Origin of the sequence: Aurantiacibacter sp. D1-12 (assembly GCF_028858515.1) — a bacterium.
Taxonomy (GTDB): domain Bacteria; phylum Pseudomonadota; class Alphaproteobacteria; order Sphingomonadales; family Sphingomonadaceae; genus Alteraurantiacibacter.
On record NZ_JAPJZJ010000002.1, the window covers coordinates 425,068 to 444,060 of the forward strand.

General features: G+C 61.2%; 27 protein-coding genes and 1 tRNA gene. 11 read left to right on the forward strand and 17 right to left on the reverse strand.

Annotated elements, in window-relative coordinates:
* The first annotated feature begins 6 nt into the window (after positions 1–6).
* Positions 7–756 carry a bifunctional 2-polyprenyl-6-hydroxyphenol methylase/3-demethylubiquinol 3-O-methyltransferase UbiG gene (gene ubiG / locus OOZ52_RS06140; protein ID WP_274697620.1) on the forward strand — a complete coding sequence of 250 codons (750 nt, stop codon included), beginning with the start codon at positions 7–9 and terminating at the stop codon, positions 754–756.
* Here the strand turns inward: ubiG and OOZ52_RS06145 are convergent, their stop codons facing one another.
* The 4 genes from OOZ52_RS06145 to OOZ52_RS06160 all read right to left on the reverse strand — a co-directional run bounded on the left by OOZ52_RS06145 (position 757) and on the right by OOZ52_RS06160 (position 3,668).
* Entirely contained in the window at positions 757–1,827 is a 1,071-nt protein-coding gene (locus OOZ52_RS06145) for a glycerophosphodiester phosphodiesterase (RefSeq protein WP_274697621.1), read from the reverse strand.
* Between the two features lie 62 nt (positions 1,828–1,889).
* Positions 1,890–2,240, reverse strand: a complete 351-nt coding sequence (locus OOZ52_RS06150; protein WP_274697622.1) for an ArsC family reductase — start codon at positions 2,238–2,240, stop codon at positions 1,890–1,892.
* 204 nt (positions 2,241–2,444) lie between these two features.
* Positions 2,445–2,909 carry a crossover junction endodeoxyribonuclease RuvC gene (ruvC, locus tag OOZ52_RS06155; protein ID WP_274697623.1) on the reverse strand — a complete coding sequence of 155 codons (465 nt, stop codon included), beginning with the start codon at positions 2,907–2,909 and terminating at the stop codon, positions 2,445–2,447.
* A gap of 12 nt (positions 2,910–2,921) precedes the next feature.
* The gene (locus OOZ52_RS06160; RefSeq protein WP_274697624.1) at positions 2,922–3,668 is read right to left on the reverse strand and encodes a YebC/PmpR family DNA-binding transcriptional regulator; all 747 of its coding nucleotides are present in this window, start codon (positions 3,666–3,668) and stop codon (positions 2,922–2,924) included.
* Positions 3,669–3,716: 48 nt separating this feature from the next.
* Between OOZ52_RS06160 and OOZ52_RS06165 the strand changes: the two genes are divergently transcribed.
* On the forward strand, positions 3,717–4,460 hold the full coding sequence (locus tag OOZ52_RS06165) for a CPBP family glutamic-type intramembrane protease (protein ID WP_274697625.1): 744 nt from the start codon (positions 3,717–3,719) through the stop codon (positions 4,458–4,460).
* A gap of 9 nt (positions 4,461–4,469) precedes the next feature.
* Here OOZ52_RS06165 and OOZ52_RS06170 read toward each other — a convergent pair whose 3' ends face one another.
* Both OOZ52_RS06170 and OOZ52_RS06175 read right to left on the reverse strand, forming a co-directional pair.
* Positions 4,470–4,706, reverse strand: coding sequence for a DUF2312 domain-containing protein (locus OOZ52_RS06170; RefSeq protein ID WP_197919798.1), 237 nt, complete (start codon positions 4,704–4,706; stop codon positions 4,470–4,472).
* Positions 4,707–4,812: 106 nt separating this feature from the next.
* The gene (locus OOZ52_RS06175; protein ID WP_274697626.1) at positions 4,813–5,130 is read right to left on the reverse strand and encodes a DUF1244 domain-containing protein; all 318 of its coding nucleotides are present in this window, start codon (positions 5,128–5,130) and stop codon (positions 4,813–4,815) included.
* Positions 5,131–5,190: 60 nt separating this feature from the next.
* Here OOZ52_RS06175 and pyk point away from each other — a divergent pair, with 60 nt between their 5' ends.
* The gene (pyk, locus tag OOZ52_RS06180; RefSeq protein ID WP_274697627.1) at positions 5,191–6,666 is read left to right on the forward strand and encodes a pyruvate kinase; all 1,476 of its coding nucleotides are present in this window, start codon (positions 5,191–5,193) and stop codon (positions 6,664–6,666) included.
* On the opposite strand, the gene OOZ52_RS06185 is transcribed toward pyk, so the two are convergent.
* Positions 6,648–7,184, reverse strand: coding sequence for a hypothetical protein (locus OOZ52_RS06185; RefSeq protein ID WP_274697628.1), 537 nt, complete (start codon positions 7,182–7,184; stop codon positions 6,648–6,650). The two genes, pyk and OOZ52_RS06185, sit on opposite strands and share 19 nt — an antisense overlap.
* Before the next feature lie 157 nt (positions 7,185–7,341).
* Here OOZ52_RS06185 and OOZ52_RS06190 point away from each other — a divergent pair, with 157 nt between their 5' ends.
* The gene (locus OOZ52_RS06190) at positions 7,342–7,833 is read left to right on the forward strand and encodes a protein tyrosine phosphatase family protein (protein WP_274697629.1); all 492 of its coding nucleotides are present in this window, start codon (positions 7,342–7,344) and stop codon (positions 7,831–7,833) included.
* A gap of 59 nt (positions 7,834–7,892) precedes the next feature.
* Here the strand turns inward: OOZ52_RS06190 and OOZ52_RS06195 are convergent.
* Positions 7,893–7,967 (reverse strand) — tRNA-Gly (locus tag OOZ52_RS06195).
* A 203-nt stretch (positions 7,968–8,170) separates the two neighbouring features.
* On the opposite strand from OOZ52_RS06195, the gene OOZ52_RS06200 reads away from it, so the two are divergent.
* Positions 8,171–9,112: a tetratricopeptide repeat protein gene (locus tag OOZ52_RS06200; protein WP_274697630.1), complete on the forward strand. Its 942-nt coding sequence runs from the start codon at positions 8,171–8,173 to the stop codon at positions 9,110–9,112.
* On the forward strand, positions 9,109–9,720 hold the full coding sequence (locus OOZ52_RS06205; protein ID WP_274697631.1) for an LON peptidase substrate-binding domain-containing protein: 612 nt from the start codon (positions 9,109–9,111) through the stop codon (positions 9,718–9,720). Before OOZ52_RS06200 ends, OOZ52_RS06205 begins: the two co-directional genes overlap by 4 nt.
* Before the next feature lie 278 nt (positions 9,721–9,998).
* Here OOZ52_RS06205 and OOZ52_RS06210 read toward each other — a convergent pair whose 3' ends face one another.
* The 4 genes from OOZ52_RS06210 to argB are packed head-to-tail and all read right to left on the reverse strand — an operon-like array spanning position 9,999 to position 12,682.
* Positions 9,999–10,619 (reverse strand): MarC family protein, encoded by a 621-nt coding sequence (locus OOZ52_RS06210; RefSeq protein WP_274697632.1) that lies wholly within the window; start codon positions 10,617–10,619, stop codon positions 9,999–10,001.
* Between the two features lie 15 nt (positions 10,620–10,634).
* A complete protein-coding gene (locus OOZ52_RS06215) occupies positions 10,635–11,411 on the reverse strand; it encodes a hypothetical protein (protein ID WP_274697633.1) in 777 nt (258 codons plus the stop codon).
* 31 nt (positions 11,412–11,442) lie between these two features.
* Positions 11,443–11,730 (reverse strand): YggT family protein, encoded by a 288-nt coding sequence (locus OOZ52_RS06220; protein WP_446698118.1) that lies wholly within the window; start codon positions 11,728–11,730, stop codon positions 11,443–11,445.
* A gap of 52 nt (positions 11,731–11,782) precedes the next feature.
* Complete coding sequence (gene argB / locus OOZ52_RS06225; protein WP_274697634.1) at positions 11,783–12,682, reverse strand: acetylglutamate kinase; 900 nt, start codon at positions 12,680–12,682, stop codon at positions 11,783–11,785.
* A gap of 160 nt (positions 12,683–12,842) precedes the next feature.
* Between argB and OOZ52_RS06230 the strand changes: the two genes are divergently transcribed.
* The 3 genes from OOZ52_RS06230 to OOZ52_RS06240 all read left to right on the forward strand — a co-directional run bounded on the left by OOZ52_RS06230 (position 12,843) and on the right by OOZ52_RS06240 (position 14,383).
* The gene (locus OOZ52_RS06230) at positions 12,843–13,004 is read left to right on the forward strand and encodes a hypothetical protein (RefSeq protein ID WP_274697635.1); all 162 of its coding nucleotides are present in this window, start codon (positions 12,843–12,845) and stop codon (positions 13,002–13,004) included.
* Positions 13,005–13,073: 69 nt separating this feature from the next.
* Positions 13,074–13,847, forward strand: coding sequence for a polyphosphate kinase 2 (ppk2, locus tag OOZ52_RS06235; protein ID WP_274697636.1), 774 nt, complete (start codon positions 13,074–13,076; stop codon positions 13,845–13,847).
* A gap of 80 nt (positions 13,848–13,927) precedes the next feature.
* A complete protein-coding gene (locus OOZ52_RS06240; RefSeq protein ID WP_274697637.1) occupies positions 13,928–14,383 on the forward strand; it encodes a thermonuclease family protein in 456 nt (151 codons plus the stop codon).
* Here the strand turns inward: OOZ52_RS06240 and OOZ52_RS06245 are convergent.
* From OOZ52_RS06245 to OOZ52_RS06260, 4 genes are all read right to left on the reverse strand, one after another.
* Positions 14,380–14,997: a DUF6969 family protein gene (locus OOZ52_RS06245; protein ID WP_274697638.1), complete on the reverse strand. Its 618-nt coding sequence runs from the start codon at positions 14,995–14,997 to the stop codon at positions 14,380–14,382. The genes OOZ52_RS06240 and OOZ52_RS06245 overlap by 4 nt on opposite strands.
* The gene (locus OOZ52_RS06250; protein WP_274697639.1) at positions 14,984–15,283 is read right to left on the reverse strand and encodes a hypothetical protein; all 300 of its coding nucleotides are present in this window, start codon (positions 15,281–15,283) and stop codon (positions 14,984–14,986) included. Before OOZ52_RS06250 ends, OOZ52_RS06245 begins: the two co-directional genes overlap by 14 nt.
* Before the next feature lie 96 nt (positions 15,284–15,379).
* A complete protein-coding gene (nhaA, locus tag OOZ52_RS06255) occupies positions 15,380–16,552 on the reverse strand; it encodes a Na+/H+ antiporter NhaA (protein WP_274697640.1) in 1,173 nt (390 codons plus the stop codon).
* Between the two features lie 147 nt (positions 16,553–16,699).
* Entirely contained in the window at positions 16,700–16,885 is a 186-nt protein-coding gene (locus OOZ52_RS06260) for a YdcH family protein (RefSeq protein ID WP_274697641.1), read from the reverse strand.
* A gap of 303 nt (positions 16,886–17,188) precedes the next feature.
* Here OOZ52_RS06260 and OOZ52_RS06265 point away from each other — a divergent pair, with 303 nt between their 5' ends.
* The gene (locus OOZ52_RS06265) at positions 17,189–17,662 is read left to right on the forward strand and encodes a DUF4870 family protein (protein ID WP_274697642.1); all 474 of its coding nucleotides are present in this window, start codon (positions 17,189–17,191) and stop codon (positions 17,660–17,662) included.
* A gap of 1 nt (position 17,663) precedes the next feature.
* Here the strand turns inward: OOZ52_RS06265 and OOZ52_RS06270 are convergent, their stop codons facing one another.
* Positions 17,664–18,239, reverse strand: a complete 576-nt coding sequence (locus OOZ52_RS06270) for a DUF4440 domain-containing protein (RefSeq protein WP_274697643.1) — start codon at positions 18,237–18,239, stop codon at positions 17,664–17,666.
* A gap of 95 nt (positions 18,240–18,334) precedes the next feature.
* On the opposite strand from OOZ52_RS06270, the gene OOZ52_RS06275 reads away from it, so the two are divergent.
* Positions 18,335–18,982 (forward strand): hypothetical protein, encoded by a 648-nt coding sequence (locus OOZ52_RS06275; protein WP_274697644.1) that lies wholly within the window; start codon positions 18,335–18,337, stop codon positions 18,980–18,982.
* Positions 18,983–18,993 lie beyond the last annotated feature (11 nt).

The window sequence follows — 18,993 nt, forward strand, 5'->3', positions numbered from 1 at the left end:
CAGTGCATGAGCGATGCAACTGTCACATTGGAAACCAGTTCGGCCACCATCCGGCCGGAGGAAGCCGCGCACTTCGGCAAGCTGGCAAAGGAATGGTGGGACCCCAAAGGCTCCTCCGCCATGCTGCACAAGCTGAACCCGGTGCGGCTTGGCTTCATTCGCGAGGCCATAGACATGCACTGGGCAGGCGATGTGGAAAGCGTGAAGCCGCTCGCGGGCAAAACCGCGCTCGACGTTGGCTGCGGTGCCGGGCTGCTGTGCGAACCCTTGGCGCGCATGGGCGCGGAAGTGACGGGCGTTGATGCCGCGCCGGAGAACACGCAAGTTGCTGCCCTGCATGCCGAGGGTGCGGGGCTCGATATCCGCTACGTTCCGGGTGAGCTGGGTTCGCTCGGGCTTGGCACGTTCGATCTCGTCACCTGCATGGAAGTGATCGAACACGTAGCCGACAAAGCAGCGTTCCTTTCGCAACTCGCCGCGCATCTGGCGGAGGGCGGGCTGATGGCCCTTTCCACTCCCAACCGCACGCTGATGAGCAAGGCGCTGCTTGTAGAGGGAGCCGAAGCGATTGGCATGGTGCCCAAAGGGACGCATCACTGGGAGGACTTTGTTACTCCTGAAGAACTCGAAGATCTGCTCAGCGCGGCGGGACTGAAAGTGACGCGCGTCAAAGGCATTGCTTTCTCGCCGCTCAGTGGTCTGCATGTGAGCGAAGATCTATCGCTCAACTATATCTTGACGGCGCGGCACGCCTGATCAGGGAATGATCGGCATCGAGCGACGCGGCTCGTCGCGATCCCGGTCAGCTCCCGCGAAAGCCCGGAGCAAATTCTCCCGGTCTTCCTGCTGGTAGAGCGGAACAGCAATAGCGGGGTCATCGGTGAATACACCGTCAACTCCGGCAAACTCCAGCAATACCAGCAGCACGGGCATATTCCCCCAGGCAGCATCGTCCTCGGAGCTCCGCAGAAGATCGGGGAGAAATGCGTTTTCCTTCCGCGCGGTCCATGCATGGACGAGCAACCCGGCCTGATGCGCCGCGCTGATCAAGCCCGTGCTTTGCCCTTGCGCATTGAGGACGAGTGGGATCGCGACACCCACGCCATCGGCATAGGTGGCCACCTCGGCCAAACCCTCCGGCGTCACCATGTCTGCGTAGCTAGACTCGGGATCGTCCGCGGGACCACCTTCAGGGGAAATCAGCTGCACCAGTCGAATATCGGTCATCGCGTCCAGCCGCCGCAGAGGCTCCACATCAAAGCTCTGGATGAATACCGGCGCGCCTTCACCTTCGTAGCCTGCCGCATGCAACTGCTCCACCAGCATCGCGGCAAGATCGTGCCCTTCGCCTATGAAATAGGTTGGGTGCTTGATTTCGGGGTAGATGCCAATGTCCCGGCCCGTCTCTGCCTCCCGAGCCCTCACAAGCTGGATGATTTCAGCTAGTGTCGGCACCTGATAGAGCCCGTCGAAGCGCGTGTTCTGCGGGCGAATATCAGGCAGCCGCTCGCGAGCGCGCAGAGTGCGAAGCTCGGCGAGCGTGAAGTCCTCTGTGAACCAGCCGGTGAGCTCTTCGCCGTCGATCACCTTGGTCGTGCGTCGGTCGGCAAATTCTATGCGATCGGCAACATCGGTGGTACCCGAAATTTCATTCTCGTGCCGCGCAACCAGCACGCCATCGCGCGTAGGAACAAGGTCCGGCTCGATATAATCAGCACCCTGATCAATCGCGAGATCGTAGGCAGCGAGCGTATGCTCGGGCCGGTCTCCGCTGGCTCCGCGATGGGCGATAATCAGCATGCCCGACCCCTCATTCTGCTGCGCCATAGCGGGCGAAAATGCTGCACCCAATGCTGCGCAGCAAAGCATTGTAATAATGAGGAATTGCCTCAGCAAAGCGCCGCTTTCCATTCCTCTTCCTTGAAGCCCACCAGAATTCCGCCGGAATGCTCGACAATCGGCCGCTTGATCATGCTCGGATTCGCTTCGAGCAGGGTAGCAGCACCTGCCGCATCTTCGCCCTGCGCCTTCTCCGCATCGGAGAGCTTGCGATAGGTTGTGCCGCGCTTGTTGAGCACCACGCCCACGCCCTTCGCCGCGATCCATGCTTCCAGCCTGGCCGGATCCGCGCCTTCCTTCTTGTAGTCATGGAAGGTGTAATCAATCCCCTGCGCCTCAAGCCACTTGCGCGCCTTCTTGATCGTGTCGCAATTGGGAATGCCGTAGACGTGAATGCTCATGCTTTCTCCTGATTCCCCAACCATGCCGCAAAGCTGACGAAATTGACATCGTGATGATGCCGGGTGCGCGCAGTTTCCCGCAGAAATCCGCAGACTTCATCATGCAACACGAAGTTGACACTTTGAGGTAACAGGGGGGTGGGGGCAGGAGATCGGCAGAACATGCAAACCACCTGGCCGAGCACCATTTCTGTAGGAAAGCCCTTAACCGATGTTCGCGTCGGTAATCGCCACCGCGAGCGCATCGGCAGCGTCGGCTCCAGCAATCTTCGCACCGGGCAACAGCACCTTGAGCATCGCCTGCACCTGCGCCTTGTCCGCCCCGCCGGTGCCGACCACCGCCTTCTTCACCAGCCGCGCCGCATGTTCGCGAACTTCGAGCCCTGAGCTGCCGCACGCCGCCAGCACTGCGCCACGCGCCTGCGCCAGCTTGATGGTCGACTGCGCATTCTTGTTGGCGAACACCTCTTCCGCCGCTGCACGGTCAGGAGCATGCGCCGCGATCACCTCTGCAATGGCAGTGTGCAGTTGCGTCAGCCGCGCCGTGATGGGCGCTTTGGGGTCAGTCTTCACCTGCCCGTTTGCCACATGCGAAATGCGGCTGCCCTCGGCGCGGATCAGGCCCCAGCCGGTGCAGCTGAGCGAGGGATCGAGGCCGAGGATAAGCATGCTTACCGGGCTTTAATCGCCCAGCTTCTCCATGATCTCGTCAGAAATCTCGTAATTGCCCCAGACTGTCTGGACGTCGTCATCATCGTCGAGCGCATCGACGAGCTTGAGGAGCACGCCGGCGTCCTTCTCGTTCATCTCGACAGTGATGTTGGGTTTCCATGCGAGCTTGACGTTCTCGGCCTCGCCCAGCGCCTTTTCCATATCGCCCGAAACCTGGTGCAGCGCGTCAGCTTCGGTCCAGATGGTGTGGCCATCTTTGCTGCTTTCAATATCATCGGCACCCGCTTCCATCGCCGCCATCAGGACGGTGTCCTCATCACCCGCGCTGGCCGGATATTCGATCAGACCGCGGCGCTCAAACCCGTGCTGCACGCTACCTTCGGTACCCATATTGCCGCCGTTCTTGGAGAACGCGGTGCGCACGGCCGTGGCGGTGCGGTTGCGGTTGTCGGTCAGTGTTTCCACGATCAGAGCGACACCGCCCGGACCATAGCCTTCGTAGCGAACCTCCTCGTAGTTCTCGTCATCCCCGGCACTCGCCTTGTCGATCGCGCGCTGGATATTGTCCTTCGGCATTGACTGCGCCTTGGCAGTGTTCACAGCCAGGCGCAGGCGCGGGTTCATGTCAGGATCGGGCGCGCCCATCTTCGCCGCGACGGTGATTTCGCGCGAAAGCTTTGAAAACAAATTGGAACGCTTCTTGTCCTGCGCACCTTTGCGGTGCATAATGTTCTTGAATTTGGAATGGCCTGCCATAGGAAATGTCTTACTTGAAATGATGAGAGTTGGTGGGGCCTTACTCTGATGCAGAAGCTTGAAGCAAGCGTAAGTGGCACATTGCCCCGGCTGGCCGCGCTTCCCGCAGATATCCTGCGCTTTGTTCGCCGTCCGGACTTGCCCGACAAGACTGCGGGATGGAGCAAGGTGACAGCGCTACTGCTGCTGGGCGTTATTGCCATCGATATCCTGCTTGATAACCTGATCCAGTCCGTGCTGCGGGCGCTGGATGGCAGGGTCATCAACCTGCCGGAAATGTTCGAGAGCGACGTAACGACCGCGCAGCTGCTGCTGTCCTTCCTGGTGCTTGCCCCGCTGGTTGAAGAGGCGATGTTCCGTGGCTGGATGAGCGGGCGCAAGGCATCATTGCGCTTTGCCGCATGGGGGCTCGCGGCCTTGCTGCTTGCGCTCAGCGGAGAACTCGTCGTCACGCAGGAGTATTTAACCCCGATTACCATTGCCGCATTCGGCCTAGCCGGCATCGGCTTCGGGCAATGGGTGCTGACTTACCGGCGCGATGCCGAAGTCCCGGGCTGGTTCCAGCGCCACTTCCACTGGCTGGTCTGGGCAAGTGCGATCGCCTTCGGGCTTTTCCACCTTGGCAACTATATGGGCGCATTCAGCCTCGGCCATGTGCTGATCGTGTCACCCGCGATCCTTGGCGGCCTGTTGCTCGCCTACACGCGCACACGCTTCGGCCTGCGCGCAGCCATTGCGCACCACGCGATATACAACGCTGTGTATCTGGGTGTGACAGCTATAGGCAGCTGACCTGCGGGATCACCCCATGCCGAGCGCAGCCTTGTAGGTGTCCAGAATCATTTCCATTTCGCTGCGGTCATTGGTGTCCATCTTCCGCAGGCGCACGATCTGGCGCATGATCTTCACGTCATAACCCACAGCCTTCGCTTCTGCGTAGACATCGCGGATATCGTCGGCGATGCCCTTCTTTTCTTCTTCGAGCCGTTCGATACGTTCGATGAGAAGGCGCAGGCGATCATCGGTGGCTTCGGCCATGTGGGGTAACTCCGGTTGGAATGAGAATCAGTTGCTGCGCTGGTTAGCCGCGCACCTTCACAGCGTGAAGACCTCAATCCACAAATAGGCGATAGCGTGGAAAACTTCAGCGCAAATCGGCCGCATTCTTCGCAATGCTCGCCTGCATCCGGTCGAGCTGTTCCTGCGTCGCCTCGCTTTGCCGTGTTGTTTTCCATTCTTCCATCGGCATACCGTGGATGAGTTCGCGCGCAGCCGCTTTGTCGCCTTCGAAGCCGGCATCGCGGATCCAGTCGGCGAGGCAATTTCTGCAGAAGCCAGACAATCCCATCAGATCGATATTCTGTGCATCGTGGCGATGCTGCAAATGCCGCACCAGCCGGCGAAAAGCGGCAGCCGCCACATTATCCGGAAGTGCATCAAGCGGGTCGTTCTGGTCATGCATACCAATGCCTCTCTCAAAGTGCTCTTGTCTTGTAACAATAGCCTGTCATAGGCTCAGCCCATGGCAAACGAAACACGTGCAAAAATCGACCCACGCGGCCGCAAGGTCAAAATCCTCGCCACTACCGGCCCGTCTACCGCAGACCCTGATGTGTTGCGCCGCCTGTTCAAGGCCGGCGCCGACGCCTTCCGCGTCAATATGAGCCACGGCGAGCACGAAATTCACGCCAAGACCATTGCCAATATCCGCGCTCTGGAAAAGGAATTCCACCGCCCCATCGCGATCCTCGCTGACCTTCAGGGGCCGAAGCTGCGTGTGGGCCAGTTTGCGGATGGCCGTGCCACCATTTCGCACGGTGCGACCTTCACATTCGACCGCTCGAGCGAACCGGGTGACGAAAACCGCGTCGAACTGCCGCACCCGGAAATCTTCGAAGTGATCGAGGAAGGTCAGCGCCTGCTCGTCAACGATGGCAAAATGCGCTTCCGCGTCAAATCGGTTTCCGACGATGCGATTGTCTGTAAGGCCGAAGTCGGCGGCGTGATTTCGGACCGCAAGGGCGTGAATGTGCCCGATGCCGAAATTCCCATTCCGGCGCTGACCGAGAAAGACCGCAAGGACCTTGCCTTCGCGATGGAACAGGGCGCGGACTGGATCGGTCTCTCCTTTGTGCAGCGCCCTGATGACCTGATCGAAGCGCGCAAGCTGATGGGCAGCAAAGGCGCACTGTGCGCCAAGATCGAAAAGCCCTCCGCCGTGCGCCGTCTCGACGAGATTATTGAGCAGGCCGATGGCATCATGGTGGCGCGCGGCGATCTGGGCGTGGAGCTCAATCCCGAAGAAGTCCCGCCGCTGCAGAAGAAAATCGTCAATGCGACCCGCCTCACCGGCAAGCCGGTGATCGTGGCAACGCAGATGCTCGAAAGCATGATCGAAAGCCCCGCCCCGACCCGCGCTGAAGTCTCCGACGTCGCTAACGCGGTCTACGACGGAGCCGACGCGGTCATGCTCTCCGCCGAAACCGCAGCAGGCGACTGGCCCGAAGAAGCAGTGCTGATGATGGCCAGCATTGCGCGACAGGTAGAGGCCGACGAACTCTACAAGGACCGTGTCCGTATGCTCGACACGCCGCCCGATCCGACCACGGCAGACGCAATGGCGCACGCCTGCATGACCATCGCCGACACGGTGGATATCGGCGCGATTGGCGTCTTCACATCGTCGGGCAGCAGCGCGCGCCGTGTTTCGCGTGAACGCCCTGCCGTGCCCGTGATGGTGCTGACACCCAGCATGGCGGTCGCCCGCCGTGTTGCCCTGTTGTGGGGCGCGCATCCGGTGGCGACCAAGGATATCGGCAGCTTTGAAGAGATGGTTGCCAAGGGTAAGCGCATGGCGCTGCGCCACGGCTTTGGCACCTCCGGCTCACGCCTTGCTGTGATGGCGGGCGTACCTTTCGGCCAGTCTGGCGCGACAAACCTTGTCCACGTCGTGACCGTGAAGGGTGACGAGCTGGAAGGCTATTCCGGAGAGGGTTGAGCTTCCACGGGTTGATCCTCCTCGCCGTGTTGCGGCGCGTCCTCGGACCAGCATTCTTCCAGCGTCGCCAGGCTTCCCTCAACCCAGTTGGCAAGCGGGGTGTCGACGTTCGAGGTAAAATAGAGCTCGTGACCGCCATAACTGTCGTAATGCGCGCTTGACCGAAGGCTGTATTCGACACCGTCCATCGACAGGATGATCGACCCATCGGGACGCACGGGAATACCCGGCACCAGCACCCGTGGCGGAGCGATCTGGGTCGAGGCGACAACAGCATCGCGCGCAGCGGGGCAACGCTGCGTGTCCGTCCAGAGGATATCCCCCTCACCATCGCGCTCCACGATCTTGCGGAACCAGAATTGCAGCCGCCCTTCCCCGCGCAGCACACCCACCTCAACCGACACATCATCCCCCACCTGCGAAGGCGAACGGGTGAAAGTCATGAATGGAACGAAGTCGCGCGGAACAAAGTCCTGCGCGGCCATCAGGGCAGCGAGCGAAGTGAGAGCGACCAGCATGACGCAGGAGAATACAGCACCCTGCAAGGAGTGGCCATAGTGCGCCGGCAGGCTCGCCCGAAACCGCCGGAATACGTTGCGGGTTGGCAGTCAAATTTGGCCAATCTTAACCCTCGGCTTGGACCTCATGTTAAGCGCACCGGCGTATCATGCCCATATGGAAGCGCGTGATCCTTGCAACATCTATACCTGGCAAAGGTTGAGTGACGTCGTCACTACATCCGGGCGTTTGCGCGAATCGAACATCGAAGATCTGGCCCAGTTGGGGGTCCGCCATGTGATCGACCTTGCTCCGATTGAGCATGAGGGCGCGCTTCCCAACGAGGGGGCCCTCCTTGCCGATCTTGGCATTGAGCACACGCAGATCACGGTTCCGTTCAACCAGCCCGAAGAAGAGCACTATCACGCATTTGTAGAGGCCTACGAAAAGGGGCCGATCCCAGTGCACGTTCACTGCATCTACAACTACCGCGTTTCCGCATTCTTCTTTCGCTATCATATCGAGCGTGGGATGTCTGAGCGCGAAGCCCGCGCGATCATGAATCCACACTGGACTCCGGATGCGAGTGATCATCCCGCGGCACGGCCGTGGAAAGAGTTCATCAACGCGGTGCTGGCACGGCACCGGCAACAGCAAAAAAGCGCGTAGCCCGACAACGCGGCCAAGGGCCGGTTCCCGTACATTTACGATCTATCTCTAGAGAAAAATGGAGCGGGCGAGGCGATTCGAACGCCCGACCCCAACCTTGGCAAGGTTGTGCTCTACCCCTGAGCTACGCCCGCTCACTGGCGCTCATCCAGAAGTGCTTCTGAATGGGGAGCGGCGCGGTTAGCACCAGCTTTCAGGCCCTGCAAGAGGGAATCGTGCGCTTTTTTGAAAGATACTGCGCAGCGCCCTATCGCCCCTTCACAAAGCGCACAGAAACGCCACATTGCATGCCTACCGCCAGCAACCGGATTTCGCAGGAGCATACACCTTGGCCAGCATGGGATTGAATATCGACGAACAGAAAGCCGTCGACCGTTTTCGTAAGCAGGTTGTCGAGCCGAGCCAGACCAAGCTGGTGATCGTCGATTTCTGGGCCGAATGGTGCGGCCCGTGCAAGGCGCTCGCCCCGATTCTGGAAAAGGTCGCCGCCGACTATGCCGACAAGGGCGTGGTGCTGGCCAAGATTGACGTCGACAGCGAGAAATTCATCGCCGCGCAGTTCCAGGTGCAGTCGATCCCCACGGTCTATGCCATGTTCCAGGGCCAGCCGGTGGCAGACCTCACCCCGATGCGCAGCGAATCGCAACTGAAGACCGCTCTTGATGAGCTGCTGAAGCAGCTGCCGATCCAGGCAGGCGCTGGTAAAGGCGGAGAAGCCGACCAGATGGCGCAGATGGAAGCGCAGGTCGCGCAGATGGTGGAAGCGGGCGAGGCAATGCTCGCGGCGGATGAGAACGACAAGGCGCTCGAACTGTTTACCCAGCTCGCGACGCAGGCCCCTCCCCCAATCGCGCAAAAGCCCGAGGTCCAGTCAGGCTATATCCGTGCGCTGGTTGCCAATGATCAGACCGATGCTGCGAAGGCCGCTCATGATGCTCTGCCCGAGGAAGTGCAGAACGAAGCGGCGGTGAAAGCTGCCCATTCGGCTATCGAACTTGCCGGCCAGCAGGTTGATGACAGCGAGTTGCAGGCCCTGCGCGCCGCCGCAGCAGAGCGCCCCGCAGACACCGAAGCGCAACTCGCCTTTGCCGAAGCAGCCTTTGCCGCGGGCGAGCGGGACGAAGCTGCTGAAGTGCTGCTCCGCTCCATCGAAGGAGGCGGCGAGGAAGGCAGCGAGGGGGCCAAGGCCAAGTTGCTGCAGATTTTCGAAGCGGTCGGCCTTGAAGACCCGTGGGTTTCCGCGCAGCGCCGCAAGCTCAGCATCATCCTGTTTGGATGAGCACGCGGCTTTCCATCTTTCCCCTGACCGGTGCGATCCTGTTCCCGGGATTGCAATTGCCGCTGCATATCTTCGAGCCACGGTACCGCGCGATGGTGGGCGATGCACTGGCGCGAGATCGCCGCATCGGCATGATCCAGCCGACAGAGCCGACCGAGGACGCCCCGCTCTATCAGATCGGCTGCGTCGGCAAGATCGAGGATGTCGAGACGAGCGAAGACGGGCGCTATAACATCGTGCTGACTGGCGAGAGCCGTTTCCGCATAACTCGCGAACTCGACGTCACGACCCCCTTCCGCCAGGTCGAGGCCGAACTGATCAAGGAAGAGGACGAGGAATTCCTGTCGCTCGGCGAGCGCGCGAGCGTAGAATACGAAGCGCGGAAATTTGCTGACAGTCAGGGCTATGCCATCGACTGGGACTCGGTTGCCAAGCTGGACGATGTGACGCTGATCAACGGCGTATCCCAGATCGCCCCGTTCGATGCCGCCGCCAAGCAGGGTTTGCTGGAGGCAAAGAACCTGCGCGAGCGGTGTGATCTGCTCGTCAGCCTGCTGGAGTTTTTCGGCAAGGGCGATCCCGACGAGGGGACCGTGACTCTTCAGTAGTTAGGCTCGCCCGTCCGGGCGAGCATCCTCGGCGCTGTTCGCTCCGCTACGCTGCGCGGCACCTGCGGTCGCGCAGTCGCGCTCTGTCGGTCGCTAGTCGCGTCCGATTTCAGCGATACCTAATTACCGTGTCGCGAAGCTCGCTCGGCGACGAGCCGAGGGCAAAGGCGACTGCCCGCCCGCAGCGGGCGCAGGTTGTCCTCCCTGCGGTCGTTCAGCTTCGCTTCGCCTGCGCGTCTAGCGAGGACGAACCCGCGGAGGCGGGTTCATGAGACAAATCAAATACCAAAACTCCCCCGCAGGCCGTCGATCACATACTGCGCTGCCAAGGCCGCCAGCAGCACGCCAAGCAACCGTGTAATCACCGCCTCTACCCTGTCGCCCAGCAGGCGGATCAGCGGACCGGCAGCGATCAGGGCAAGCATGGTAATGAAGAGTACGCTAACAAGCGCGCCAAGCACAACCAGTGTCTCCTCCACTCCATCCGCCTCGTTCTGCAGCAGCATGATTGCGGCAATCGCGCCGGGACCTGCAAGCATGGGCATCGCCATCGGGAAAACAGAGACATCTTCCACTTCGGTCGCGGCGACCTTCTCGGCACGTTCTTCGCGGCGCTGGGTGCGCTTTTCGAACACCATTTCCCACGCGATCCAGAACAGCATCAGCCCGCCTGCAATGCGGAAGGCATCGAGCTCGATATGCAGCGCGCCAAGCAGGTCCTGCCCGAACAGCGCGAAGACCAGCAGGATGATGAAAGCGATAATGCTCGCGCGGATCGCCATATTGCGCGCCTGCGCATTGCTGGCCGCCTTGGTGAGGCCGGCGTAGATCGGCGCACAGCCGGGAGGGTCAATCACCACGAACAGGGTGATGAAGGCGGACAAGAACAATTCGGTCATAGCTTCTGTCATGGCTTACTGCTCCAGCGGTTCTGGCGCGGTAAAATCGAGCGCGGTCTGCCATTCGCCTTCGCGTATCCAGTCGACCACTACGCGTCGCGTGCCATCAGCATGGTGTTCCCAGCGATAGGTGAGCGACCCGTCAGCTGAATTCTTCACCGCCCAGTCGATACCAGATGGCAGATCGATGGCGGACTCGGCAAAGCCGCCACCTTGCTGCGGGCAATCGGCTGTCATGCCATTAATGCCGGTCAGTCCCGGCACAATGATAGCGCCTTCTGGAATATCGGGCTCTTCCGGCGGAGGCGGCTGCGGATTGTCCTCTCCGCCCATGTCATAAATCCACTTGTACTCGCGGCCACTGCGTTGCCATTCCCACGCAGTGACATAGCTTCCCACACGCCCCTCCGCGTTCTGGAAGCGGCCGAAACTGATCGCCAGCGTACCGTCGCAGCTCGACCAGACAGTGTTGGGTGCCCAGACAACCGATCGCTCGGGATCGTTCTGCTGGGCGAGCCACGGTGCAGCTTCGATCAGTCCGTTCCGGCCGTGCAGCATTGCGCCGGGAGCGGCTGTGGCAGCGAAGGCCGTCCACTGCCCTTCTTCACGGGCCATGCGCGCAAAGGCAAAATCGGCCGCAGCCACGCGCCCGGGATCACCGATACTGGGCAGGCGTTCAACCGTGCGCTGTGCCTGGGACACCGCGCGGTTCATTGCACGCTGCTGGGGGGAAGAGCAGGCTGCCAGCACCATGGCCAGCGCACTGCACGATAGAAGAATTCTGCCGGTCATTCACCGCCCGTGCGACGGCGGGCTGCGTTTGTCAAACGGTGCGCATCGCCACGTCGGACAAGATATAGACAATAGCGTTCAGGACGATGATCAGAACCAACGGCGAAAAGTCGATAGCACCGGTTTCGGGCAGCAAGCGCCGGATCGGCTTCAGGACAGGATCAAGGAGCGCGTTGATCGAACGATAGACCTGCATCAGGAAGCCGTTACTGGGGCTGACCACATTGAAAGAAAACAGCAATCCGATAACGAACTGGATGATGACGAGCATCACCACAGCCTGGGCGATCATTGCGATGATGTTTACGAGCGCGAACACGCCATTCTCCTGAAACTAAGCTGGGCCAAGTGTATCACTTGGGTAATACGGGTCAAGTCGCGCTGACCAAGGTGCCCGCGCCCCGGCTGGTGAAGAACTCCAGTAGCATGGCATGTGACACGCGCCCGTCGAGCACGACGGCGGCTTCGCAACCCGCTTCGACTGCCTCGACGCAGGTCTGCAACTTGGGAATCATCCCGCCGCTAATCGTCCCGTCATCACGCAAGGCTGCAATATCATCGGGCGTGAGGTTGGCCATGAGCTGGTCGTTCTTGTCGAGCACACCGGGCACGTCGGTCAGCAGGAAAAGCCGTGCCGCTCCCAGCGCCGCTGCCAGCGCGCCCGCCATCGTATCGGCGTTGATATTGTAGGTGTGCCCTTCTCCGTCGCTCGCAATCGGGGCGACAATGGGAATCATTCCGGCATCGCTCGCGGTCTTGAGAACGCGGGTGTCAACTTCCTTGGGCTCGCCGACAAAGCCGAGGTCAATTGCCTGTTCGATCTGGCTGTCCGGGTCTTTCACCTTGCGTTCAACCTTTTCAGCGCGGACCATCTTGCCGTCCTTGCCCGAAAGGCCAATCGCCTTGCCGCCCGCCTGGTTGACCCACCCGACCAGTTCCTTGTTGATAGCGCCCGAAAGCACCATTTCGGCAACCTCTGCCGTCGCCTTGTCGGTCACGCGCAGGCCGTCGACAAAGGTGCTTTCGACGCCGAGCTTCTTCAGCATCGCACCGATCTGCGGGCCGCCGCCATGCACCACCACCGGGTTGATGCCCACGGCCTTGAGCAAGACGATATCCTCGGCAAAATCGCGTGCTGCCTCCGGGTCTCCCATCGCGTGGCCCCCGTATTTCACCACGAAGCTGCGGCCGGCATAGCGCTGGAAATAGGGCAGCGCCTCTATCAGCGTTTCGGCCTTGCTGAGCATGGGATCGGGTTTCGCGTCGGTCATGGCAGCTCGCATAAGCGGCATTGCTTTAGGTTGCCAGCTTTTCCACGCCGTGGGCGAAGCTGTGGAAATTAACGGGATGCTAACCCTAGTATGTGAAACCGCAGAGGTGATCGTTGGGAATATGGTCACGCAGCATGGTTCAAGCGCCTTGGGAGGCATCATGAGCACGACTGACAAAATGCCGAAGGCAACCGGTGGTGATCGTCGCAAGGGCGGTGACCGCCGCAAGGCACAGCTGCCGTTCGAAGGCCCGGACCGCCGGAAGGGCGACCGCCGCAGCGGGGAAGACCGCCGTGCAAACCCGCGCGTCTATTCGCGCTAAGGGCTAACCGCCAAAACACCGGCGTCAACTGACTGGCCTTCGCTGCAAAGCTGCGGCACAAGGGCCTTCATGAAAAACAAGCAATACAAGCCACTGCTCGAGCCCTTGCAGCTTGAGCTGGTGCAGATGGCACGCTGGGCAAAGGCCAAGGGCGAGCGCATCTGTGTGATCTTCGAAGGCCGCGATACGGCCGGCAAGGGCGGCACGATCAAAGCCATCTCCGCAAGGCTCAACCCGCGCCAGTGCCGCGTGGTTGCGCTGTCCAAGCCTAGCGATGTCGAGCGTACGCAGTGGTATTTCCAGCGCTATGTTCCACACCTTCCTGCCGCAGGCGAGATCGTGCTGTTCGATCGCAGCTGGTATAACCGCGCAGGCGTGGAGAAAGTCATGGGCTTTGCCGATGATGCGCAGGTCGCCAAGTTCCTGCACGAAGTCCCGACATTCGAAAAGCTGCTGGTCGATGACGGCATCCGGTTCTTCAAGTACTGGCTCAGCGCCGACCAGACGCGACAGGAAGAACGCTTTGCCGAGAGGCTGGAAGACCCGATGAAGCGGTGGAAACTCTCCCCCATCGATGTCGCCAGCCGCACCAAGTTTGCCGAGTACACCGCCGCGCGCGAAGCCATGTTCGCCGCGACGCACACCGAACATGCGCCGTGGACGGTGGTCGATTTCAACGACCAGAAGCACGGTCGGCTCACCCTGATCCGCAATCTGCTTGATCGCCTGCCCGATACCCGTGTTCCTGAAGAAGAGCTCGACTGGCCCGAACTGGGGCATGAGCCCTATGGCGAAGAGCACGATCTGCTGCCGCCGATTGCATCCTACCCGCTGGAGGGCTGACGCTGGGAAAGCGGCTGAAGTTTGATCGCAACTGGCAGCGCAAGCGGCGCATCAAGCAGTGGTGGAAGCGCTGGCAATGGGTGCCGTTGCTTGCCTTGGTGCTTGGCGCCGGGTGGTGGATCAAGCAATCGGGCTGGATCGATGGCGAATGGACGGAGTTCTCCCGCCAGTTCCCAGTCTGCGGGTCGGGCACGCGCGGCTCAGGCTGCGTAATTGATGGCGACACAATCGCAATCGGCAATCGGCGCATCCGCTTGACCGGCTACGATGCGCCCGAGCTCAACGGAGCCTGTGAGGCAGAGCGTGTCAAAGCCCGTGAAGCGCGAGCAGAACTATCCCGCTGGCTCAGCTCCGCCCCCTTCGAAATGGAAGCAGGCGATGATCGACCCTACGATCAGTATGGCCGTGAGCTTCGCGAAGCACGGCGGGGTGGAGAGCTGCTTGCAGAGCATATGCACGCCATGGGTCTGGCGGAGCAGGACCTTTGGGGTTTCGACAGTGATTGGGGACACACCGATTGGTGTGCAGAGAGCTAAAGCGCGAACGGCGCGCTCGCCAGAATCTCGGCCTGCTTGTCGCGCGGATCGGTGTGGGCGAGCACGCGGTCACGCTCGCGCAGAAGCTTCCCGATATCTTCACGCGCAAGATCCAGTGCCAGCGTCAGCCAACGCCCGACATGCGGGATGTCCTTGGAAACGCCCGCCTCGCGCATGTCCATGCCATTGAGCCGTTCGATCACGTTTTCGGCATCGTAGAGCCATTCATCGGTAACCCACTGGTTGGTGGCGATCCAGTGCGTGGGCAGACCATCCGTATCAAAACACAGCGCCGCGACGTGGACGACCTTGGCCGCCTTTGCCTTTTCCGGTGTGAAGCGCGGTTCTACGCCATCAAACGCTGACAGTGGCAGAAACATGTGAAAGTGCCCGTGCTCCTTCGGCCCGCGCTGTTCGGGCGGGTGGGCGTGGTAGAACCAGCGCGCTTTTGAGCCGGGATCAATGGCATCACCCTTGGGGTAATGCGTCCATTGCGTGTAGGTATCGGGAGGAGTGGGCAGGACACGCTCTATGAGCGTCCTGCCCTCTCCTGCCATAGCCGCGCTGAGTTCGATCAGTTCGGCCATGGCGGCATCGCGCTTACTGCTCGGCACCGTCTTCCATCATCGCATCGCCATCTTCGGCCATAGCGTCATCAGCCATAGCGTCATCAGCCATAGCGTCATCAGCCATCGCATCGTCAGCCATCGCATCATCGGCCATTGCGTCATCGGCAGCAGCACCGCAATCGGCACCGCAATCCGCAGCACAGCAGCTGTAAGCCGAGCACGCTCCGCAAGCACCACATGCGCCGCAACCGCTGCAACCGGCAAGGGCAGGCGCAGCAAGCGCCAGGCCACCAGCCACCTTCAGGAATTTTGAAAGGTTCTTCTCAGGCATTTCTCTCTCCTCTTTTGGCAAACACGCCAGCAATGCATTCGCGTGTTCGCCGCAAGGGGTTACGCCACCAGTCCGATTCGGAGCAAAATTCCTTCTTCATGCCTCCTTCGGCAGGCTGGATCGCAAGATCAGATATCCGCTTAACGCCGCGACCAGCGAGCCCGACAGCACTCCGATCTTCACCGCATCGATCTGCGCCGGATCGGCAAAGGCAAGATTGCCGATAAACAGGCTCATGGTGAAGCCGATCGCTGCGAGCAACGAGACCGCGTGAACCTGCTTCCATCCGACATTCTCGGGCAGAGTGGCAATGCCGGCCTTCACGGCGATCCAGGCGAACCCCAGAATACCGATCTGCTTGCCGATCAGCAGGCCAAGCGCGATACCCAGCGGCAATGGCGCGAGCAGAGTATCGATGCCGACGCCGGTCAGCGAGACACCCGCATTGGCAAACCCGAAGATCGGGATCACCAGGAAGGCGACATAGGGGTGCAATGCATGCTCCATCCTCTCGAGCGGCTTCTCACCATTCTTGCCGGTGATCGGTACACACATGGCGGCGGCCACACCGGCCAATGTTGCATGCACTCCTGACTTGAGCACGAAGACCCAGAGTACGATACCGAGCAAGACGTACGGAATGCTTGAGGCAACCTTGGCACGGCCGAACACGGCAAGAAGAGCCAGAGTGATAGCGCCACCGATCAGCATGTTGATGTCGGTTTCTGCGGTGTAGAACAGTGCGATAATGGCAATCGCACCAATGTCGTCGATCACGGCAATTGCCAGCAGCAGAGCCTTCAATGCCACGGGCACACGCGGGCCAAGCAGCGAGAGGATACCAAGCGCAAAGGCAATATCGGTTGCGGCGGGAATTGCCCAACCGCTCAGGTTTTCGGGTGTGCCTGTATTGAAAGCGATAAAGATCGCCGCCGGTATGGCCATGCCGCCAATCGCCGCGACCAGCGGGAGGCTGGCCTTGTTCCAGCTGTTGAGCTGGCCGATCAGTGCTTCGCGCTTCACCTCCAGACCGACGAGGAAGAAGAATACCGCCATCAGTCCGTCGTTGATCCACAGCAACAATGGCTTGTCGATCACCGCCTGGCCAATGCCCGCAACAACCGGGATCTGGAGCGCTGCGAAGTAGGAGGTGGCAAACGGCGAGTTCGCGATCAGCAGCGCCAAAGCGGCAGCTGCAATCAGCGTGATACCGCCCGCGCTTTCCTTTTTCAGGAAGTCAGTGAGCATCGGGCCTACGGTGTTTATCATCTCTCATTTCCCTGTCTTGCCCATACCAATGGGCGCGGCCGTTTTCGGCCTCGTATTCATATAGAGGTGCGAGGGGCGGACCGGTTCCGGCGTCAGGGGGAGGTAGGGAAGTGGACATGCCGGCCCCGCCCCGCTCCTCGCGGGCGATCAGCCTCGGGCAGTCGCCAGAACGTTGCTCGGTGTCAGGCGGACCAGATGGTCTTTCACACGCAGCTTGCGGCGCTTTAGCGCCATGACCTTGAGCTGGTCAGGCAGCTTGCGCGCGATCTCTGCACGCAATGCGGTATCCAGCTTCTGGTGAAGCTCTGTGAGTTTGTAGAAACGGGCCGTCATCCTTGATCTCCCAATTGGGGTTGAGGGTGATCGGTCAGCCATTTTGTGATTATCGCGGTGAGCATTCTCGCTCTTCCCTCGCAAACACGCATCGGCTGTCCGATGCGGTCCGACATCACAAGTGCAAATGAGACACTTGCCAGAGGGGCCCGGCCCGCGTTCCGGATATGTAGCGCTACACCGCCGATTTCAAGGCAAATTGGACCGATATGGTCCAAATACCGTATCACCGCACCCGGCTTGGCCATTTGCGGTACGCGCCCTAGAGTGCTGTAAACACCGCATTCCAACGGGGACAGGACCATGACGAAGACGCAGCCGCGCGCGGAGGGAGCACCGCCGCCTCCACCACCTCAGGCAGACACCTCGGTCAGCATGCAGCGGCCTGTCATCATCTCCATCCTGTATCTGCTCAACTTTGTGCTGGGCTTTTCGGTGATCGTTGGCGTCATCCTTGCCTATATCTGGCGAGGCGAGGAGCGGACGAGCGAGTGGGAGCAGACCCATTACACCTATCTGATCCGCACCTTCTGGATCGGGCTGCTGATCTTCGTCGTGGTCTTCTTCGGCTGGTTTGTGGCCATGTTCGGGACGATGTGGGCCTTCGAGGAAGGCCCGAGCAATGGCGCGCCGCCCGCCGGCTTCTTCCTGCTCATGTTCGGCGGCATGGGCGTGTTCCTCCTCAGTGCCGCGTGGTTTGCGGTGCGCTGCGTCCTTTCACTGGTGAAGGCTGGCGAGAAGCGGCCCATGCCGCGTCCCGAAACGTGGCTGTTCTGACTTAGCCTCCGGCATTTTCGGGCGGATAGTCGGGCGCCGCACCATGATCGACGCTGATGCTTTCGAGCAGGCGGAAGCGGCCTTCCTCAGCCATCCACTGCCACACGTGGTAATAGTTCGCGCCGCCCGTCTGCACCCATGTGGGGCCACCGGGATCATCCTCGCCATACACGCCGGCAGGCCGCATGCGCAGTTCATGGAAGGTATGCGCCCCGCGTTCGAGCACGCCCCATTCGCCTAGCGGTGTGACCGTGCGGCTGCCCGGCACCAGCAGGCGACGGTTCATGTAGCCCTCGTTGCGCCCGCCGGGCTGACGCGCGGCGCATTGGCGACGTGACTCGCTCAGCAACTGCTCGCTGCTGGTCGCGACGAGCCCGCCCAGATCGTGGATCATGCGGTAATCGGGGTGCAGTAGCCCCTCGACCAGATCAGGGTCGCACCCTTCGAAGAAGCCCCAGAACAGCTGCGCGTCGTTGCGCTCGATCTGCGCGGTCGCCTCTTCCAGCGAGGGGATCGGCTGCACCTCTTGCGCAGGTGATGAGGCCGCGAGGGCCAGTGATAGCATGAGCATGGTCATTGCATCCCGTTTGGTGTGTTAACCCGATGATACACATGAGCAGCGGCGATGCAAGCGGGCTGGTCAGGCGCGCGACGGCGTGGCATCGAGATCGCATGACACATCGCATCCGCACCCGCTTCGCCCTGCCCTTCATCGCCATTGCTGCTCTCACCGCGTGCGAGACCGCGCCCGATGCGCCCGCCTTGCCCCAATCGCAGGAGGCGTTCTGGCAGGCGCTCTCGAGCCATTGCGCGAATGCCTATGCGGGCGGCCTTGTCAGCAGTGACGAGCGCGACGCCGACTGGGCGGGCAAGCGCATGGTCGCGCACTGGGCCGAGTGTAGCGACACCCGTGTCGCGGTCGCCTTCCACGTCGAGGATGCCGAAGCACCCGGCGGCTGGAACCGCAGCCGCACCTGGCTCATCACCCGCACTGCCGACGGCCTGCGGCTCAAGCACGACCACCGCCACTATGATGGCAGCGAAGACGCGGTCACCCAGTATGGTGGCGACACGCTCTCCGTCGGAACGCCAAGGGTGCAGGACTTCCCGGTAGACGCCTATTCCATCGCCATGTTCGAGCGCGAAGGCCTCGACCTCTCGCTCACCAACGTCTGGCGTGTCGAGGTGGACCCGGCCGACGAGACCGGCGCGCGCTTCACCTACCAGCTCACCCGCCGCAACGACCCGACTCGCCTGTTCCGCGTAAGCTTCGACGCCGGCACCCCGGTGGAGGCACCGCCCCCCGCCTGGGGTTGGTGAGCGCTCTTGTG

What these genes read in the sequence shown, in the direction of transcription:
- ubiG (WP_274697620.1), top strand. Translation starts at nt 7, where the DNA reads ATGAGCGATGCAACTGTCACATTGGAAACCAGTTCGGCCACCATCCGG.
- OOZ52_RS06145 (WP_274697621.1), bottom strand. Translation starts at nt 1,827, where the DNA reads ATGGCGCAGCAGAATGAGGGGTCGGGCATGCTGATTATCGCCCATCGC.
- OOZ52_RS06150 (WP_274697622.1), bottom strand. Translation starts at nt 2,240, where the DNA reads ATGAGCATTCACGTCTACGGCATTCCCAATTGCGACACGATCAAGAAG.
- ruvC (WP_274697623.1), bottom strand. Translation starts at nt 2,909, where the DNA reads ATGCTTATCCTCGGCCTCGATCCCTCGCTCAGCTGCACCGGCTGGGGC.
- OOZ52_RS06160 (WP_274697624.1), bottom strand. Translation starts at nt 3,668, where the DNA reads ATGGCAGGCCATTCCAAATTCAAGAACATTATGCACCGCAAAGGTGCG.
- OOZ52_RS06165 (WP_274697625.1), top strand. Translation starts at nt 3,717, where the DNA reads ATGCAGAAGCTTGAAGCAAGCGTAAGTGGCACATTGCCCCGGCTGGCC.
- OOZ52_RS06170 (WP_197919798.1), bottom strand. Translation starts at nt 4,706, where the DNA reads ATGGCCGAAGCCACCGATGATCGCCTGCGCCTTCTCATCGAACGTATC.
- OOZ52_RS06175 (WP_274697626.1), bottom strand. Translation starts at nt 5,130, where the DNA reads ATGCATGACCAGAACGACCCGCTTGATGCACTTCCGGATAATGTGGCG.
- pyk (WP_274697627.1), top strand. Translation starts at nt 5,191, where the DNA reads ATGGCAAACGAAACACGTGCAAAAATCGACCCACGCGGCCGCAAGGTC.
- OOZ52_RS06185 (WP_274697628.1), bottom strand. Translation starts at nt 7,184, where the DNA reads ATGCTGGTCGCTCTCACTTCGCTCGCTGCCCTGATGGCCGCGCAGGAC.
- OOZ52_RS06190 (WP_274697629.1), top strand. Translation starts at nt 7,342, where the DNA reads ATGGAAGCGCGTGATCCTTGCAACATCTATACCTGGCAAAGGTTGAGT.
- OOZ52_RS06200 (WP_274697630.1), top strand. Translation starts at nt 8,171, where the DNA reads ATGGGATTGAATATCGACGAACAGAAAGCCGTCGACCGTTTTCGTAAG.
- OOZ52_RS06205 (WP_274697631.1), top strand. Translation starts at nt 9,109, where the DNA reads ATGAGCACGCGGCTTTCCATCTTTCCCCTGACCGGTGCGATCCTGTTC.
- OOZ52_RS06210 (WP_274697632.1), bottom strand. Translation starts at nt 10,619, where the DNA reads ATGACCGAATTGTTCTTGTCCGCCTTCATCACCCTGTTCGTGGTGATT.
- OOZ52_RS06215 (WP_274697633.1), bottom strand. Translation starts at nt 11,411, where the DNA reads ATGACCGGCAGAATTCTTCTATCGTGCAGTGCGCTGGCCATGGTGCTG.
- argB (WP_274697634.1), bottom strand. Translation starts at nt 12,682, where the DNA reads ATGACCGACGCGAAACCCGATCCCATGCTCAGCAAGGCCGAAACGCTG.
- OOZ52_RS06230 (WP_274697635.1), top strand. Translation starts at nt 12,843, where the DNA reads ATGAGCACGACTGACAAAATGCCGAAGGCAACCGGTGGTGATCGTCGC.
- ppk2 (WP_274697636.1), top strand. Translation starts at nt 13,074, where the DNA reads ATGAAAAACAAGCAATACAAGCCACTGCTCGAGCCCTTGCAGCTTGAG.
- OOZ52_RS06250 (WP_274697639.1), bottom strand. Translation starts at nt 15,283, where the DNA reads ATGCCTGAGAAGAACCTTTCAAAATTCCTGAAGGTGGCTGGTGGCCTG.
- nhaA (WP_274697640.1), bottom strand. Translation starts at nt 16,552, where the DNA reads ATGATAAACACCGTAGGCCCGATGCTCACTGACTTCCTGAAAAAGGAA.
- OOZ52_RS06260 (WP_274697641.1), bottom strand. Translation starts at nt 16,885, where the DNA reads ATGACGGCCCGTTTCTACAAACTCACAGAGCTTCACCAGAAGCTGGAT.
- OOZ52_RS06265 (WP_274697642.1), top strand. Translation starts at nt 17,189, where the DNA reads ATGACGAAGACGCAGCCGCGCGCGGAGGGAGCACCGCCGCCTCCACCA.
- OOZ52_RS06270 (WP_274697643.1), bottom strand. Translation starts at nt 18,239, where the DNA reads ATGACCATGCTCATGCTATCACTGGCCCTCGCGGCCTCATCACCTGCG.
- OOZ52_RS06275 (WP_274697644.1), top strand. Translation starts at nt 18,335, where the DNA reads ATGACACATCGCATCCGCACCCGCTTCGCCCTGCCCTTCATCGCCATT.